Annotated in this window: 12 protein-coding genes and 1 riboswitch; of the genes, 9 read left to right on the plus strand and 3 right to left on the minus strand. The window is 64.8% G+C overall.

Annotated elements, in window-relative coordinates:
- Positions 1-45 precede the first annotated feature (45 nt).
- From guaD to AB4120_RS21625, 3 genes are all read left to right on the plus strand, one after another.
- Entirely contained in the window at positions 46-1368 is a 1323-nt protein-coding gene (gene guaD / locus AB4120_RS21615) for a guanine deaminase (protein WP_441642820.1), read from the plus strand.
- A 150-nt stretch (positions 1369-1518) separates the two neighbouring features.
- Positions 1519-2688 carry a fatty acid desaturase gene (locus tag AB4120_RS21620; protein ID WP_149136440.1) on the plus strand — a complete coding sequence of 390 codons (1170 nt, stop codon included), beginning with the start codon at positions 1519-1521 and terminating at the stop codon, positions 2686-2688.
- A 68-nt stretch (positions 2689-2756) separates the two neighbouring features.
- Positions 2757-2929, plus strand: a riboswitch (yybP-ykoY riboswitch).
- Between the two features lie 96 nt (positions 2930-3025).
- Complete coding sequence (locus AB4120_RS21625) at positions 3026-3604, plus strand: TMEM165/GDT1 family protein (RefSeq protein ID WP_149136441.1); 579 nt, start codon at positions 3026-3028, stop codon at positions 3602-3604.
- Between the two features lie 128 nt (positions 3605-3732).
- Here the strand turns inward: AB4120_RS21625 and AB4120_RS21630 are convergent, their stop codons facing one another.
- A complete protein-coding gene (locus tag AB4120_RS21630; RefSeq protein ID WP_149136442.1) occupies positions 3733-4941 on the minus strand; it encodes a urate hydroxylase PuuD in 1209 nt (402 codons plus the stop codon).
- A 31-nt stretch (positions 4942-4972) separates the two neighbouring features.
- The gene (gene uraH / locus AB4120_RS21635; RefSeq protein WP_144201634.1) at positions 4973-5326 is read right to left on the minus strand and encodes a hydroxyisourate hydrolase; all 354 of its coding nucleotides are present in this window, start codon (positions 5324-5326) and stop codon (positions 4973-4975) included.
- 355 nt (positions 5327-5681) lie between these two features.
- On the opposite strand from uraH, the gene AB4120_RS21640 reads away from it, so the two are divergent.
- The 6 genes from AB4120_RS21640 to AB4120_RS21665 all read left to right on the plus strand — a co-directional run bounded on the left by AB4120_RS21640 (position 5682) and on the right by AB4120_RS21665 (position 11426).
- The gene (locus tag AB4120_RS21640; protein WP_149136443.1) at positions 5682-6428 is read left to right on the plus strand and encodes a GntR family transcriptional regulator; all 747 of its coding nucleotides are present in this window, start codon (positions 5682-5684) and stop codon (positions 6426-6428) included.
- 171 nt (positions 6429-6599) lie between these two features.
- A complete protein-coding gene (locus AB4120_RS21645; protein ID WP_144201638.1) occupies positions 6600-8006 on the plus strand; it encodes a nucleobase:cation symporter-2 family protein in 1407 nt (468 codons plus the stop codon).
- A 228-nt stretch (positions 8007-8234) separates the two neighbouring features.
- A complete protein-coding gene (gene puuE, locus AB4120_RS21650; protein WP_149136444.1) occupies positions 8235-9179 on the plus strand; it encodes an allantoinase PuuE in 945 nt (314 codons plus the stop codon).
- Complete coding sequence (gene uraD, locus AB4120_RS21655) at positions 9176-9697, plus strand: 2-oxo-4-hydroxy-4-carboxy-5-ureidoimidazoline decarboxylase (protein ID WP_149136445.1); 522 nt, start codon at positions 9176-9178, stop codon at positions 9695-9697. The genes puuE and uraD overlap by 4 nt, the downstream gene beginning before the upstream one ends.
- A gap of 145 nt (positions 9698-9842) precedes the next feature.
- Entirely contained in the window at positions 9843-10958 is a 1116-nt protein-coding gene (locus AB4120_RS21660) for a porin (RefSeq protein WP_149136446.1), read from the plus strand.
- A 222-nt stretch (positions 10959-11180) separates the two neighbouring features.
- Entirely contained in the window at positions 11181-11426 is a 246-nt protein-coding gene (locus AB4120_RS21665) for a hypothetical protein (protein WP_149136447.1), read from the plus strand.
- Between the two features lie 150 nt (positions 11427-11576).
- Here AB4120_RS21665 and AB4120_RS21670 read toward each other — a convergent pair whose 3' ends face one another.
- Positions 11577-13898, minus strand: a complete 2322-nt coding sequence (locus tag AB4120_RS21670) for an NADP-dependent malic enzyme (protein WP_149136448.1) — start codon at positions 13896-13898, stop codon at positions 11577-11579.
- Positions 13899-14025 lie beyond the last annotated feature (127 nt).

Here is a 14025-nt window from a genome sequence, read left to right on the forward strand (position 1 = left end):
AACACGATGCCGGACCCCAGGTCCGGCCGCCCCTGAGACGAGAAGATGACCACGACTTCCCCCAATCCCGCCACGACCCGCGCCATCCGCGGCCGCATCCTCCACTTCCTGCGCGATCCGCAGTTCCATGAGGAGGCGTATCAATATTGGGAAGATGGCCTGATGCTCGTCACGGACGGCCGCATTGCCGCCGTAGGGCTGTACGAGGACCTGGCGCGCGACATCCCGGCCGGCGCCGAGGTGATCGACCATCGCGGCAAGCTGCTCGTGCCGGGTTTCATCGACACCCACGTGCACTATCCGCAGACCGACATCATCGCGTCGCCGTCGCCGGGCCTGCTGCACTGGCTCGACACCTACACCTTCCCCGAGGAGCGCCGCTTCAGCGAGCCCGCCTACGCGCGCGCCGTGGCCGAGTTCTTCACCGACGAACTGCTGCGCAACGGCACCACCACGGCGATGGTCTGGAGCACGGTGCACGCCACGTCGGCAGACGCGCTGTTCGGCGCGAGCCAGGACCGCAACCTGCGCATGATCACGGGCAAGGTGCTGATGGACCGCAACTGCCCCGACTTCCTGCGCGACACGGCCGAAAGCGGTGCGCGCGACTCCGCCGACCTGATCTCGAAGTGGCACAACAAGGGCCGGCTGGCCTACGCCATCACGCCGCGCTTCGCGCCGACCTCCACCGAGGCGCAACTGGCCGCCTGCGGCGAACTGGCGCGTGCCCATCCGGACGCCTTCATCCAGACCCACGTGGCCGAGAACCGCGACGAGGTGAAATGGGTGGCCGAGCTGTTCCCCGACGCCCGCAGCTACCTGGACGTGTACGACCGCTACAGCCTGCTGCGCCCCGGCGCGTTCTACGGCCACGCGATCTACCTCGACCAGGACGACCGCCGCCGGCTGGCCGACAGCGGCGCCGCCGTGGCGCATTGCCCCACCTCGAACCTGTTTCTGGGCAGCGGCTTCTATGACTTCCACCAGTCCGATGCCCACCGCCTGAACGTGACGCTGGCCACCGACGTGGGCGGCGGCACCTCGTTCTCGATGTTCCGCACGATGAACGCGGCGCACAAGGTGGCGCGCATGGGCGGCTATCACCTGACCGCCCTGCGCATGTTCTACCTGGCCACGCGCGGCGCCGCCGAGGCGCTGGGCTGGGCGGACCGCATCGGCAGCTTCTCGGTGGGCTGCGAGGCCGATTTCTTGGTGCTGGACCCCGAGGCCACGCCGCTGATCGCACGCCGCAGCAGCCGCTCCGAGACGCTCGAGGAACAATTGTTCGCCTTTGCCATGCTGGGCGATGACCGCGTAGTGGACAACGTCTACATCATGGGCGAAGCCACGCGGGAACTGGCGGGCTGATCGCTTATGGGCGACGGACGGCACGCAAATACGGGTTGTCGCCCGTCCGCCTTGACCAGCATCAACACAATCGTCATCAAAGCCTTCTAGGCTGTCGCATTGCCCGCCCCCGGCTATCGGGTGCGCCAAGACAGACCCAAAAAGACAGACATGACTGCCCGACCTCTGGATTTATCGCCGGCCCAAACCGCTGAGCCGGCTTCCAACCCTGCCCACCCGCCCCGCAAGCTCGCCGGCGTTCCCCTGCCGGAACCGATCGCCTTCGAGGCCCCGTTCCCAAACCGCAAGACCATCCGTGGCTGGCTGATTCCGCTCGGCGAGCGCAGCGTGGCACGCGCGCTGACGCTGTTCGCGCTCGACTACGCGATCTTCGCCGCCGTGCTGGCCGGCGTGGTGCTGGCGCCGCAGTGGTGGGCCAAGCTGGGCCTCGGCGTGCTGCTGGGCCTGGTCATCGCCCGGCTGTTCATCATCGGCCACGATGCCTGCCACCAGAGCCTGACCGACCGCCGCGGCCTGAACAAATGGCTCGGCCGGCTGACGTTCCTGCCGTCGCTCACGCCCTACAGCCTGTGGGAAGTCGGCCATAACGTGGTCCACCATGGGTACACCAACCTCAAGGGCTTCGATTTCGTCTGGGCGCCCTACTCGCTCGAGGAATTCCGCGCGCTGCCGCGCTGGCGCCGGGTGATGGAGCGGGTCTATCGCAATGGCTTCGGCGCCGGACTCTATTACCTGATCGAGATCTGGTGGCTCAAGCTGTTTTTCCCGAGCAAGCGCCAGATGGCCACGCGCCGCGCGATCTTCATGTGGGACTGCACGCTGGTGGCCAGCTTCGGCGCCATCTGGATCGGTGCGCTGGCGTGGCTGGCCGTGGCCACGGAGCAGTCGGTCCTGGGCCTGGTCGGCGCCGGCTTCGTGCTGCCGTTCCTGATCTGGAACCTGACCGTGGGCTTCGTGCTGTATGTCCACCACACGCACACGAGCGTGGCGTGGTATGACACCAAGTCGATGTGGGCCAAGGCCCAGCCGTTCGTCTCGACCACGGTGCACCTGCGTTTCCGCTTCGGCATCGGCGCCGCGCTCCACCACATCATGGAGCACACCGCGCACCACGTGGACATGAGCGTGCCGCTGTACCGGCTCAAACGCGCCCAGGCCCTGCTGGAGCATGCACTGCCGGGCCGCATCATCATCGAGAATTTCTCGTGGCGCTGGTACTTCCGCACCGCGCGCCGCTGCAAGCTGTACGACTTCAAGGCCCTGTGCTGGACCGACTTCCGCGGCCGCCAGACCAGCGACAACTCGCCCGTGCCGGTCTGACCTGACCCGCGCTTCCCAGCAACGATGCCAAAGGCGGTGGACAGTGTCCGCCGCCTTTTAGTACAATTACGACTTCCATTGGGGAGTAGCCGCCCTCGTCTCACCGCGCCGCGCAATGCGGCACACGGCAGACAGGGGCGTACGTCAACAGACTTGACCGTGGTGTCCAGCATCAACGGTTATGGCGTACGCAGCGCAGGACCCGGGCGGGCTTCGTGCCTGACTCAAGCGTCCAACGCCTGGCGAGACCGATGACCATACCTTTCTGGCCGGGCCGGGAAAGGTGTGCGTCATTGGCATCTCGCGATGCGTGCGGCCCGGTATCAATCCTATAAAAATGGAATCGTTCCTCGTCTCCACAGGCATCGTCGCGCTCGCAGAAATGGGCGACAAGACGCAACTGCTGTCACTCGTGCTGGCCGCGCGCTATCGCAAACCCCTGCCGATCATCGCCGGCATCCTGATCGCCACCGTCGTCAACCATGGTTTCGCCGGTGCGCTCGGCGGCTGGATCACGCAGGTGCTTGGCGCCAACCTGCTGCGCTGGATCCTCGGCCTCGGCTTTATCGCCATGGCGGGCTGGATGCTGATTCCCGACAAGCTCGACGAGGCAGAGGAAGCCAAGCCCGCAAACGGCGCCCTGAGCATCCTCGGCACCACGATCGTCGCCTTCTTCTTCGCCGAAATGGGCGACAAGACGCAAATCGCCACCGTGGCCCTGGCGGCGCGCTTCCATGGCGAAGTACTGGCCGTCGTGGCGGGCACGACGTTCGGCATGATGCTGGCCAACGCCCCTGCTGTGCTGCTCGGCGACCGCTTCGCCAACCGGATGCCGATCGCCCTCGTACACAAGATCGCCGCAGTGATCTTCCTCGTACTCGGCTTGCTGGCGCTGTTCAACGTCGGCGGCCACTGAGACCAGCCCGAGTCGGCACGCCATAAAAAAACGGGGCTTGCGCCCCGTTCAAACCCTCGCCGGTCCGGTACTGCCGGCTGCCGGGACTGCACAGCCCCGGACCGTCGATCACCGATGCCCGGTCAAATTCAGTTGGTGGTCTTCGCGCCGCCCTCGAACCACTGGCCCAGCAGCGCGCGCTCGTCTTCCGTGATCTGCGTGACGTTACCCAGCGGCATGGCCTTCTGCTGCACCGCCTGCTGGTAGATCAGCTGCGCGTGCGCCTTGATCTCGTCAACGGTATCGAGCTTGATGCCCTTGGCGGCGGTCGGCATCATCTTGGGCGCCTCGGCGTGGCACTGCACGCAGCGGGCATTCACAATTTCCTGCACCTTGGCAAAGCTCACCGCGTTGGCGGCGTCGCCAGCGGCGTTGCTGGCCACTTGCGGGCGCGGCTGTGGCGCGATCATCACTGCCACCACACCCAGCAGCGCCACGCCGGCGGCCGGCCAGGCCACGTTGATCTTGCCCTTGTGCTTCAGGATGAAAAACTGGCGTATCAGCACGCCGGCCAGCATGATCAGGATCAGCACCAGCCAGTTCTGCTTGTGCGCGTACGTCATGCTGTAGTGGTTCGACAACATCGCGAACAGCACCGGCAGCGTGAAGTAAGTGTTGTGCACGCTACGCTGCTTGCCGCGCTTGCCGTGGATCGGGTCCACCGGCTGGCCGGCCTTCAGCGCCGCCACGACCTTGCGCTGGCCCGGGATGATCCAGATCAGGACGTTGGCGCTCATGATCGTGGCGATCATCGCGCCAGTCAGCAGGAACGCCGCGCGGCCCGAGAAGATATGGCAGGCCGCATACGCCGCCACGCCCACGAACACCGCCACCAGGATGCCCACCACGCGGTCGCTCTTGCCGAACAGCCGGCAGATCGAGTCATAGACCACCCAGCCGATGGCCAGGTACGAGACCGCGAAGCCGACTGCCGCGCCGGGCGACATGTCGAACACGTTCTTGTCGATCAGGTAGGTGCTGGCGTTGAACAGGTACAGCACCACCAGCAGGCCGAAGCCGGTCATCCACGTGGAGTAGGACTCCCAGTAGAACCAGTGCAGGTTCTCGGGCAGCGACTTGGGCGCGGTCAGGTACTTCTGCGGGTTGTAGAACCCGCCACCGTGCACGGCCCAGAGTTCCCCGCCAACGCCCTTCTCCTTCAGGGCCGGATCTTCGGGGCGCGTCAGGCTGTTGTCGAGCCAGACAAAATAGAACGAGGAACCGATCCACGCGATGGCCGTGATGACGTGCACCCAGCGCAGCAGCAGATTGGCCCAGTCGAGAATGTAGCCTTCCATGACTTGTCTCCTTTTCCCGTCCGCCTGATGCTCAGCTGCCGCGGTAGGTCGAGTACGACCACGGCGACACCAGCAGGGGCACGTGGTAGTGCGCGGCGGTGTCGGCAATGCCGAAGCGCAGCGTCACCACGTCGAGGAATGCCGGATCGGGCAATTGCACGCCCTGGGCACGGAAATAGTCGCCGGCGCCGAACTCGAGTTCGTACACGCCTGCCACGAGCGCATCGCCTTCCAGCAGCGGCTGGTCACAACGGCCATCGTGGTTGGTCACGAGTTGCTTCAGCGTCTCGCGACGATTGTCGACAATTTTATGAAGGGTGACCGACATCGCCTTGCCGGGTGTGCCGGCGGCCGTGTCGAGAACGTGAGTGGTCAAGCGTCCCATCCTGTTCTTCCTTTGCGGGTGTGGGTTGTGAGGGGCGCCGCTGCCTTCACTAGCACCATTTGTGGGAATGATGCCCGCTCGGTACGTCTTTTAACGCATCCCGGCGCTGGATTGGTGCGTGGCGACAATGCGCCTGCCCAATCCGTATGACAACTCGGGGATTTCCCGTACTTGTCGAAAACCTTCTCAGGTTTTGTTGACAATAGTGCTTGCATATCCAAATAATTGTCAACAATTTTTAGATCCACGCGACCGTATGACCGGTATCAAGGCGCCTGATGTCGACTTGATACCCACTCGCTACGATCGTTGCTCCTCCCGATCATCCCCTCTGTCTCCCTTGCGAGTGCCCAGGATGTCCAAGAATCTCAAACTGATTGCCGCCGTGGCCGAAGCCCAGTCCACCCCCTCCGATAACAAGCCCGCCCGCAAGGGCTCCGTGGAGGAGCGCATGTACCACGAGATCTACGACGCGATCATGGAGCACCGGCTGCCGCCGCGCACCAAGCTGACCGAGCATTCGCTTTGCGAGATCTATGCCACCGCGCGCCACACCGTGCGCAAGGTGCTGTCGCGGCTGGCCGCTGACGGCATGGTCGACCTCGAGCCGAACCGGGGCGCGTTCATCGCCAGCCCGTCCACCGACGAGGCGCACGACATGTTCGAGCTGCGCCAGATGCTCGAGCGCGCCGTGCTGGAGAAGCTCGCCAGCCTGCCCAACGTCCGCACCGTGATCGCCCCGCTGCGCAAGATGGTGGAGTCCGAGCGCCAGGCCTTCCTGACGCACGCGCGCCCGCGCTGGATCCGGCTCTCCGCCGAGTTCCACACCGCGCTGGCCGAGTTGTCCGGCAACGCGCTGCTGGTGACGATGATGCGCCGGCTGGTCTCGCGCACCACGCTGATGATTGCCAGCGTCGAGTCCCCGGGCCACAACGCGTGCTCGTTCGACGAACACGACGACATTCTCGACGCACTGGAACAGGGCGACGCCGCCCTCGCCCAGTCGCGCATGGCGCACCACCTTGGCGCCTGCGCGGACCGCGTGCAGCCGGACGAACCCGGCAATTTCGATCTTCGCAGCGTGCTGGGCCGCTCCACCTAGCGCGATGTTCCCGCCGCCGGACAACAGCACACCCCTGTTGCCGATGCCAGGCCCACAAATCTCGTTGCCATCAACGCCCGACAGAGGCACGGCACGAGACCCTCATAACCACAAGAGGCCATGGACCCCGGCGCGCGTTCCCATCAAAACCAAAGGAGAGGAGACACACCCATGACTTCCCCAAGCACAACGGTCCCCACGGACCTCACCAACGAGCGGCTGCCCTCCGGGCGCCTGCTGGCGCTGGGCCTGCAACACGTGCTGGTGATGTACGCCGGCACCGTTGCCGTGCCGCTCATCGTCGGCGGGGCGCTCAAGCTGCCCAAGGACCAGCTGGCGTTCCTGATCAATGCCGATCTGTTCGCGGCCGGGCTCGCCACGCTGATCCAGGCCATCGGCTTCTGGAAGTTCGGTATCCGCATGCCCGTGATGATGGGTGTGACGTTTGCCTCGGTGGCGCCGATGATCGCCATCGGCAACGACCCCAACGTGGGCCTGCTCGGCATCTACGGCGCGGTGATCGCGTCAGGGCTGTTTGGCGTGCTGATTGCGCCAATGATGGGACGCATGCTCGGGCTGTTTCCGCCCGTGGTGACCGGCACGGTGATCACGCTGATCGGGGTGTCGCTGATGCGGGTGGGCATCAACTGGGCCGGCGGCGGCCAGCCCACCACGCGCACCGTGATCGACGGCGTGGTCAAGGACGTGCCCAACCTCGCCTACGGCGACCTCGGCAACCTGGCCATCGCCGGCCTGGTGCTGCTGGTGATCCTGCTGCTCTCGCGCTATGGCCGGGGGCTGATCGCCAACTGCGCGGTGCTGCTCGGCATCGTGATCGGCACGGTGGTGGCGATGGCGTTCGGCAAGGTCTCGTTCGAAGGCCTGAACGAAGCCAGCTACGTGGCCATCATCACGCCGCTGCACTTCGGCATGCCGACGTTCGAGATCACGGCCATCCTGTCGATGTGCATCGTGATGCTGATCACGCTGGTCGAGTCCACCGGCATGTTCCTGGCCCTGTCCGACATCACCGGCCGCAAGCTGAGCCGCAACGACCTGACCGCCGGCCTGCGCGCCGACGGCCTGGGCACCGTCATCGGCGGCATCTTCAACACCTTCCCGTACACCTCGTTCTCGCAGAACGTGGGCCTGGTCACCGTGACCGGCGTGCGCTCGCGCTACGTGGCGGCAGCCGGCGGCGTGATCCTGATCGCGTTCGGCCTGTTCCCGAAGATGGCGCACATCGTGGCATCGGTGCCCCAGTTCGTGCTCGGCGGCGCCGGCATCGTGATGTTCGGCATGGTGGCCGCGTCGGGCATCCGCATCCTGGGTAGCTGCGACTTCACCCGCAACCGGCACAACCTGTTCATCGTGGCGATCTCCATCGGCTTCGGGATGATCCCCACGCTCTCGCCCACGCTGTTCCAGTACCTGCCCAAGTGGACCGATCCGTTCACGCACAGCGGCATCGTGCTGGGCACCATCGTCGCGGTCGTGCTGAACCTGTTCTTCAACGGCATGCAATCTGCCGACGAAGCCATGCGCAGCGCAGCGGCCAACTCCCACGGCACGGAGTGAGCCCGACAATCCTGATTCAACAATCGAACTCAACATTTTTGTCCGACAGTTTTTGACGGCATTTGGCACGCAACCATCGCTAAAACATGTCAACAACGGCGGACTCGCATGAGACGCCTCTGGCACGCGCTTTGCGTAAGTGAAGTCGCTTCAGCCAGGGGCGATGACAACAATCGAGACCTTCGCTCATGCGAGCAGCAGATTTCTCCTGAAGCAGACACATAAGAGATGACACACGATAACTATCCACGCGATCTCATCGGCTACGGCGCCCAGCCGCCGCACGCCCGCTGGCCGGGCGGCGCGCGCATCGCGCTGCAGTTCGTGCTCAATTACGAGGAAGGCGGCGAGAACAACGTGCTGCACGGCGACGCCGGCTCCGAGCAGTTCCTGTCCGAGATCATCGGTGCCGCGGCCTACCCCGACCGGCACATGAGCATGGAAGGCGTGTACGAGTACGGCTCGCGCGCCGGGGTCTGGCGCATCCTGCGCGAGTTCGAGCAACGCAAGCTGCCGCTGACGATCTTCGGCGTGTCGATGGCGCTCCAGCGCCATCCCGAGCTGACGCGCGCGTTCGTCGAGCTGGGCCACGAAATCGCCTGCCATGGCTGGCGCTGGATTCACTACCAGAACATCGACGAAGCCACCGAGCGCGAGCACATGCGCATCGGCATGCAGATCATCAAGGAGCTGACCGGCGAGATGCCGCTCGGCTGGTACACGGGCCGGGACAGCCCCAACACGCGCCGCCTGGTAGTGGAGCACGGCGGCCTGCTGTACGACGCCGACTACTACGGCGACGACCTGCCCTTCTGGACCGAGGTGGAAGTCACCGGCGGCGAGAAGAAGCCGCATCTGGTGGTGCCGTACACGCTCGACTCGAACGACATGCGCTTCGCCACGCCGCAGGGCTTCAACACGGGCGACCAGTTCTTCCAGTACCTGAAGGACGCGTTCGACGTGCTCTATGCCGAGGGCGACCCCCAGGGCCAGGACCGGCCCAAGATGCTGTCGATCGGCATGCACTGCCGGCTGCTCGGCCGCCCGGGCCGTTTCCGCGCGCTGCAACGCTTCCTCGACTACGTGCAGGCGCACGACAAGGTATGGATCTGCCGGCGCGTGGACATCGCCCGCCATTGGATCGACACCCATCCGCACGGGAGCCAGGCATGAGCACGACCTACACCCTCGCCCAGTTGAATGCGATGCCCGAGGCTGAATTCGTCGAAGTACTAGGCGGCATCTACGAGCATTCGCCCTGGTTCGCCGAGACCGCCGCCAAGGCGCGTCCGTTCGCCGACGCCGCCGCGCTGGCCGCCGCGCTGCGCGGTGCCGTCGATGCCGCCGGCGAGGCCGCCCAGCTGAAGCTGGTGCGCGCCCACCCGGAGCTGGCCGGCAAGGCCGCGGTACGCGGCGAGCTGACGGCGGAGTCCACGCGCGAGCAGGCCGGCGCGGGGCTCGACCAATGCACGGCCGAGGAGTTCGAACGGCTGCAGGCGCTCAACGCCGCCTACAACCAGAAGTTCGGCTTCCCGTTCATCCTGGCCGTTCGCGGCTATGACCGCCACGGCATCATCGACGCTTTTGCAAGCCGCCTCGATAACGCGCCCGAGGTGGAGTTGCAAACTTGCATCAATCAGATTCATCGCATTGCGCAGTTCCGGCTGAACGACTTAGTATCCGCGACTTAGTTGCCGCGTAACCCATAGCGCGGCAACTGGAAGAAGAGAGAGAAAGAAGGGGCAGCAACGTTCGGCACACCTGAGAGACCCAGAAGGGTTCCGGCACACACAAGAAACGTTCTGAGCAGGCATCACAACCACGGAGGTCTTTACCATGCAGAAGCAGTACAACAACAAGCCGGCTTCCAAGCCGGCGATCAAGCTGGCGGCCGTCGCCGCCATGCTCTTTTCCGGCGCGGCCATGGCCCAGTCCAGCGTCACGCTGTACGGCCAGGCCGACATGTTCGTCGGTGGCGTCAAGAGCCCGGGCAACGGCGACCGGGCCTTTGTGGCCAATTCGGGCGGCATGCAGACGTCCTACTGGGGGATCAAGGGCGTAGAAGACCTGGGCATGGGCACCAAGGCCATCTTCGACCTGAACGGCTTCTTCCGCACCGACTCCGGCTCGATGGGCCGCTTCAACGGCGACTCGATGTTCAGCCGCAATGCCTATGTCGGCCTGCAGAACAACACCTACGGCACGGTCAAGCTCGGCCGCAACACCACGCCGTACTTCGTCTCGACGATCCTGTTCAACCCGCTGGTCGACTCGTACGTGTTCTCGCCGCAGATCTTCCACACGTACTTCACGGTCAACAACGGCCAGCTGTACGATCCGGGCATCATCGGCGACTCGGGCTGGAACAACTCGATCGTCTATTCCACGCCGACGTTCGGCGGCCTGACCGCCAACTTCATCTACAGCCTCGGTGAGTCGGCCGGCAACAACAGCAAGAACAAGTTCGGCGCCAACCTGACGTACTTCGCCGGCAACTTCGCCGCGACGGTGGCCTACCAGCAGGTCAAGTTCGACAGCACCCCGGGTGACCTGACCAACTCCACCGGCAGCGCCAACAGCCCGTACATCCAGGGCTTCGACAAGCAGAACGCCGTGCAGGTGGGCCTGTCGTACGACTTCAAGGTCGTGAAGGTGTTCGCGCAGGGCCAGTACATCAAGAGCGATGTCAACGCCAACGTCAACGGCGACATCAAGCACATGGACGGCCAGGCCGGCGTCTCGGTGCCGGTGGGCGCGGGCAACGTGCTGGCTTCGTACGGTTACGTGAAGACGCTGAACGACGTGGCCAGCTTCAAGCGCAACACGTTCGCGGTGGCCTACGACTACAACCTGTCGAAGCGCACCGACGTGTACGCAGCGTATTTCTACGACAAGATCACCGGCCTCGAGCACGGCGATACCTTCGGCGTGGGCATGCGCCACAAGTTCTGATCTGCGTCACCGGTCAGACGAAAGCCCGCCTCGGCGGGCTTTTTTATTGCCGCCAATGCTGCGTTGCGGCAATTTTCCGCCATCCGCGCGAGGATCGGAAACGACTGCTCCATAGACGGATTCAATTGGCGACTGCCCCGCCCGCTGCATAGATTGATTGTCCGGACTGTGGGCCGGACCACGAACCAGCGCGAATCCCGCGGCGAACCAAAGAGGTGACTCATGAGGCGCTTTGCGAAGACCCGGTCGGAATTGATGGCTATCCTGAGCCAGTGCCTGGACAACAACCCTGAATGCGGCGAGGCGGAACTCCACGCCATGCGTGTGCACCAGCCGGACCATACGGGTTGCAACTGGAGCGCTGAGGTCGATTTTCGCGAGGATACCTTTGACGACTTGTCCCATCGCATGGCAGCGGCACGCTCGATCATCGTGGTAATGCGGGAGCAGTACAACGTGCTGCAATAGTGCAATCGCCCCGCCGACGCGCTGGCAACCCCGGCAGACGCTGCCAGCGCACCGACATGAAAAAACCGGGCCTGAGTTTCCTCAGGCCCGGTTTTTCTTTGGCACGGGCGGTTTCCCGCCAGTAGCCGCCTAGCGCATCGCGCCAGACACTTAGCGCACCGCGCTCGACTCCGCGACAGCCACGGCCGTCATGTTGACGATACGCCGCGTGGTGGCCTGCGGATTCAGGATGTGCACCGGCTTGGCCGCGCCCAGCAGGATCGGGCCCACCGTCACACCCTGCCCGCCCGTGATCTTGAGCAGGTTGAAGGCGATATTAGCGGCGTCCAGCGTCGGCATGACCAGCAGGTTGGCGCTGCCGGCCAGCTTGGTATTCGGCAGGAAGTGACGGCGCACGTCCTCGACCAGCGCGGCATCGCCCTGCATCTCGCCTTCCACTTCCAGCCGCGGGGCCACCTTGGCCAGGATCGCGGCAGCGTCGCGCATCTTGCGCGCCGACGGGCGGTTCGACGAGCCAAACATCGAGTGCGACATCATCGCCACCTTCGGATGCAGGCCGAAACGCTGGATTTCCTCGGCGGCCAGCTGGGTGATGGCAGCCAGTTCCTCGGCGGTCGGGTCCTCGTTCACGAACGTGTCGGTAATGAACAGCGTGTACTTCTCGAGCATCAGCGCGTTCATGGCGGCGAACACCTTGGCGCCCGGCGCCAGGCCGATCACGTCGCGCACGTGCTCCAGGTGGGCTTCGAAGCGGCCCACGGTGCCGCACAGCAGTGCATCGGCATCGCCCATATGCATCAGCATGGTGCCGATCAGCGTGTTCGAGCGGCGCAGCGCCACCTTGGCCATGTCCGGCGTCACGCCGTCGCGGCCGCGCAGCGTGTGGTAGGCCTCGTGATAGGCACGGTAGCGCGGATCGTCCTCAGGGTTGATCAGCTCGAAGTCCACGCCCGGGCGCAGGCGCAGGCCAGCCTTCTCGATGCGCATCTGGATCACGTGCGGGCGGCCGATCAGGATCGGCTTGGCCAGGCCCTCGTCCACCACGCTCTGCACGGCACGCAGCACGCGCTCTTCCTCACCCTCGGCGTAGGCCACGCGCTTCGGCGCGGCCTTGGCAGCCGAGAACACCGGCTTCATGATCAGGCCGGTGTGGTAGACGTAATGCGTCAGTTGCTGGCGATAGGCTTCCAGGTCCTGGATCGGACGCGTGGCCACGCCCGATTCCTCGGCGGCCTTCGCCACGGCTGGCGCAATCTTCTCGATCAGGCGCTGGTCGAACGGCGTGGGAATGATGTAGTCCGGGCCAAACTTCAGCTCACGGCCACCGTAGGCAGCGGCCACGGCGTCGTTCAGTTCGGCTTCGGCCAGCTCGGCAATCGCCTTCACGCAGGCCAGCTTCATTTCCTCGGTGATCTTCGTCGCGCCGCAGTCCAGCGCGCCACGGAAGATGTACGGGAAGCAAAGCACGTTGTTGACCTGGTTCGGATAGTCCGACCGGCCGGTCGCGATGATGCAGTCCGGGCGCGCGGCCTTGGCCACTTCCGGGCGGATTTCCGGTTCCGGGTTCGCCAGCGCCAGGATGATGGGCTTGTCGGCCATCGTCTTGACCATCTCGCCGGTCAGCACGCCAGCGGTGGAGCAGCCCAGGAACACGTCGGCGTTGTTGACGATGTCGGCCAGCGTGCGGTTGGCGGTGTCCTGCGCGTAGCGGGCCTTGTTGGCTTCCATGTTGGCGTCGCGGCCCACATAGATCACGCCCTTCGAGTCCACCACGGAGATGTTCTCGCGCTTCAGGCCCAGGCTCACCATGGTGTCCAGGCAGGCGATGGCAGCGGCGCCGGCGCCCGACACGGCCACCTTCACGCTGCCGATGTCCTTGCCCACCACCTTCAGGCCGTTCAGCAGCGCCGCGGCCGAGATGATGGCCGTACCGTGCTGATCGTCGTGGAAGACGGGGATGTTCATGCGCTCGCGCAGCTTCTTCTCGATATAGAAGCACTCGGGCGCCTTGATGTCCTCGAGGTTCACGCCGCCGAGCGTGGGCTCCAGCGCCGCGACGATCTCGACGATCTTGTCCGGGTCGCGGGCATCGAGTTCGATGTCGAACACGTCGATGCCGGCGAACTTCTTGAACAGGCAGCCCTTGCCTTCCATCACCGGCTTGCCGGCCAGCGGGCCGATGTCGCCCAGACCAAGCACGGCGGTACCGTTGGTGATCACGGCCACGAGATTGGCGCGCGAGGTGTACTCGGCGGCCATGGTCGGATCCTTGGCGATCTCCTCGCAGGCATAGGCCACGCCCGGCGAGTAGGCCAGCGACAGGTCGCGCTGGTTGGACAGCGCCTTGGTGGCCGTTACCTGGATCTTGCCCTTGGTCGGGCTGCGGTGATATTCCAGCGCGGCGAGACGCAACTGCGCTTCAGGGCTATTGGGGGCATGTTGCGGTGCATCACCGCTTGTCTTGCTGCTCATTTGCTCGTACCGGAAAAAATCGAGGAGCCATTCTAGCCCAGCCATTTCGCGGCTGGTTGCGCTTTGCCGCGTGCCGGCAGCAGTTTTGCGCGAATCTGGCGTAAAACTGCTTTTACCGCACGGTAGG

Source organism: Cupriavidus sp. 2KB_3, assembly GCF_052115685.1.
Taxonomy (GTDB): Bacteria; Pseudomonadota; Gammaproteobacteria; order Burkholderiales; family Burkholderiaceae; genus Cupriavidus; species Cupriavidus campinensis.

Excerpts from the sequence above, each read along its gene's own strand:
- guaD (WP_441642820.1), top strand. The coding sequence starts at position 46 with ATGACCACGACTTCCCCCAATCCCGCCACGACCCGCGCCATCCGCGGC.
- AB4120_RS21620 (WP_149136440.1), top strand. The coding sequence starts at position 1,519 with ATGACTGCCCGACCTCTGGATTTATCGCCGGCCCAAACCGCTGAGCCG.
- AB4120_RS21625 (WP_149136441.1), top strand. The coding sequence starts at position 3,026 with ATGGAATCGTTCCTCGTCTCCACAGGCATCGTCGCGCTCGCAGAAATG.
- AB4120_RS21630 (WP_149136442.1), bottom strand. The coding sequence starts at position 4,941 with ATGGAAGGCTACATTCTCGACTGGGCCAATCTGCTGCTGCGCTGGGTG.
- uraH (WP_144201634.1), bottom strand. The coding sequence starts at position 5,326 with ATGGGACGCTTGACCACTCACGTTCTCGACACGGCCGCCGGCACACCC.
- AB4120_RS21640 (WP_149136443.1), top strand. The coding sequence starts at position 5,682 with ATGTCCAAGAATCTCAAACTGATTGCCGCCGTGGCCGAAGCCCAGTCC.
- AB4120_RS21645 (WP_144201638.1), top strand. The coding sequence starts at position 6,600 with ATGACTTCCCCAAGCACAACGGTCCCCACGGACCTCACCAACGAGCGG.
- puuE (WP_149136444.1), top strand. The coding sequence starts at position 8,235 with ATGACACACGATAACTATCCACGCGATCTCATCGGCTACGGCGCCCAG.
- uraD (WP_149136445.1), top strand. The coding sequence starts at position 9,176 with ATGAGCACGACCTACACCCTCGCCCAGTTGAATGCGATGCCCGAGGCT.
- AB4120_RS21660 (WP_149136446.1), top strand. The coding sequence starts at position 9,843 with ATGCAGAAGCAGTACAACAACAAGCCGGCTTCCAAGCCGGCGATCAAG.
- AB4120_RS21665 (WP_149136447.1), top strand. The coding sequence starts at position 11,181 with ATGAGGCGCTTTGCGAAGACCCGGTCGGAATTGATGGCTATCCTGAGC.
- AB4120_RS21670 (WP_149136448.1), bottom strand. The coding sequence starts at position 13,898 with ATGAGCAGCAAGACAAGCGGTGATGCACCGCAACATGCCCCCAATAGC.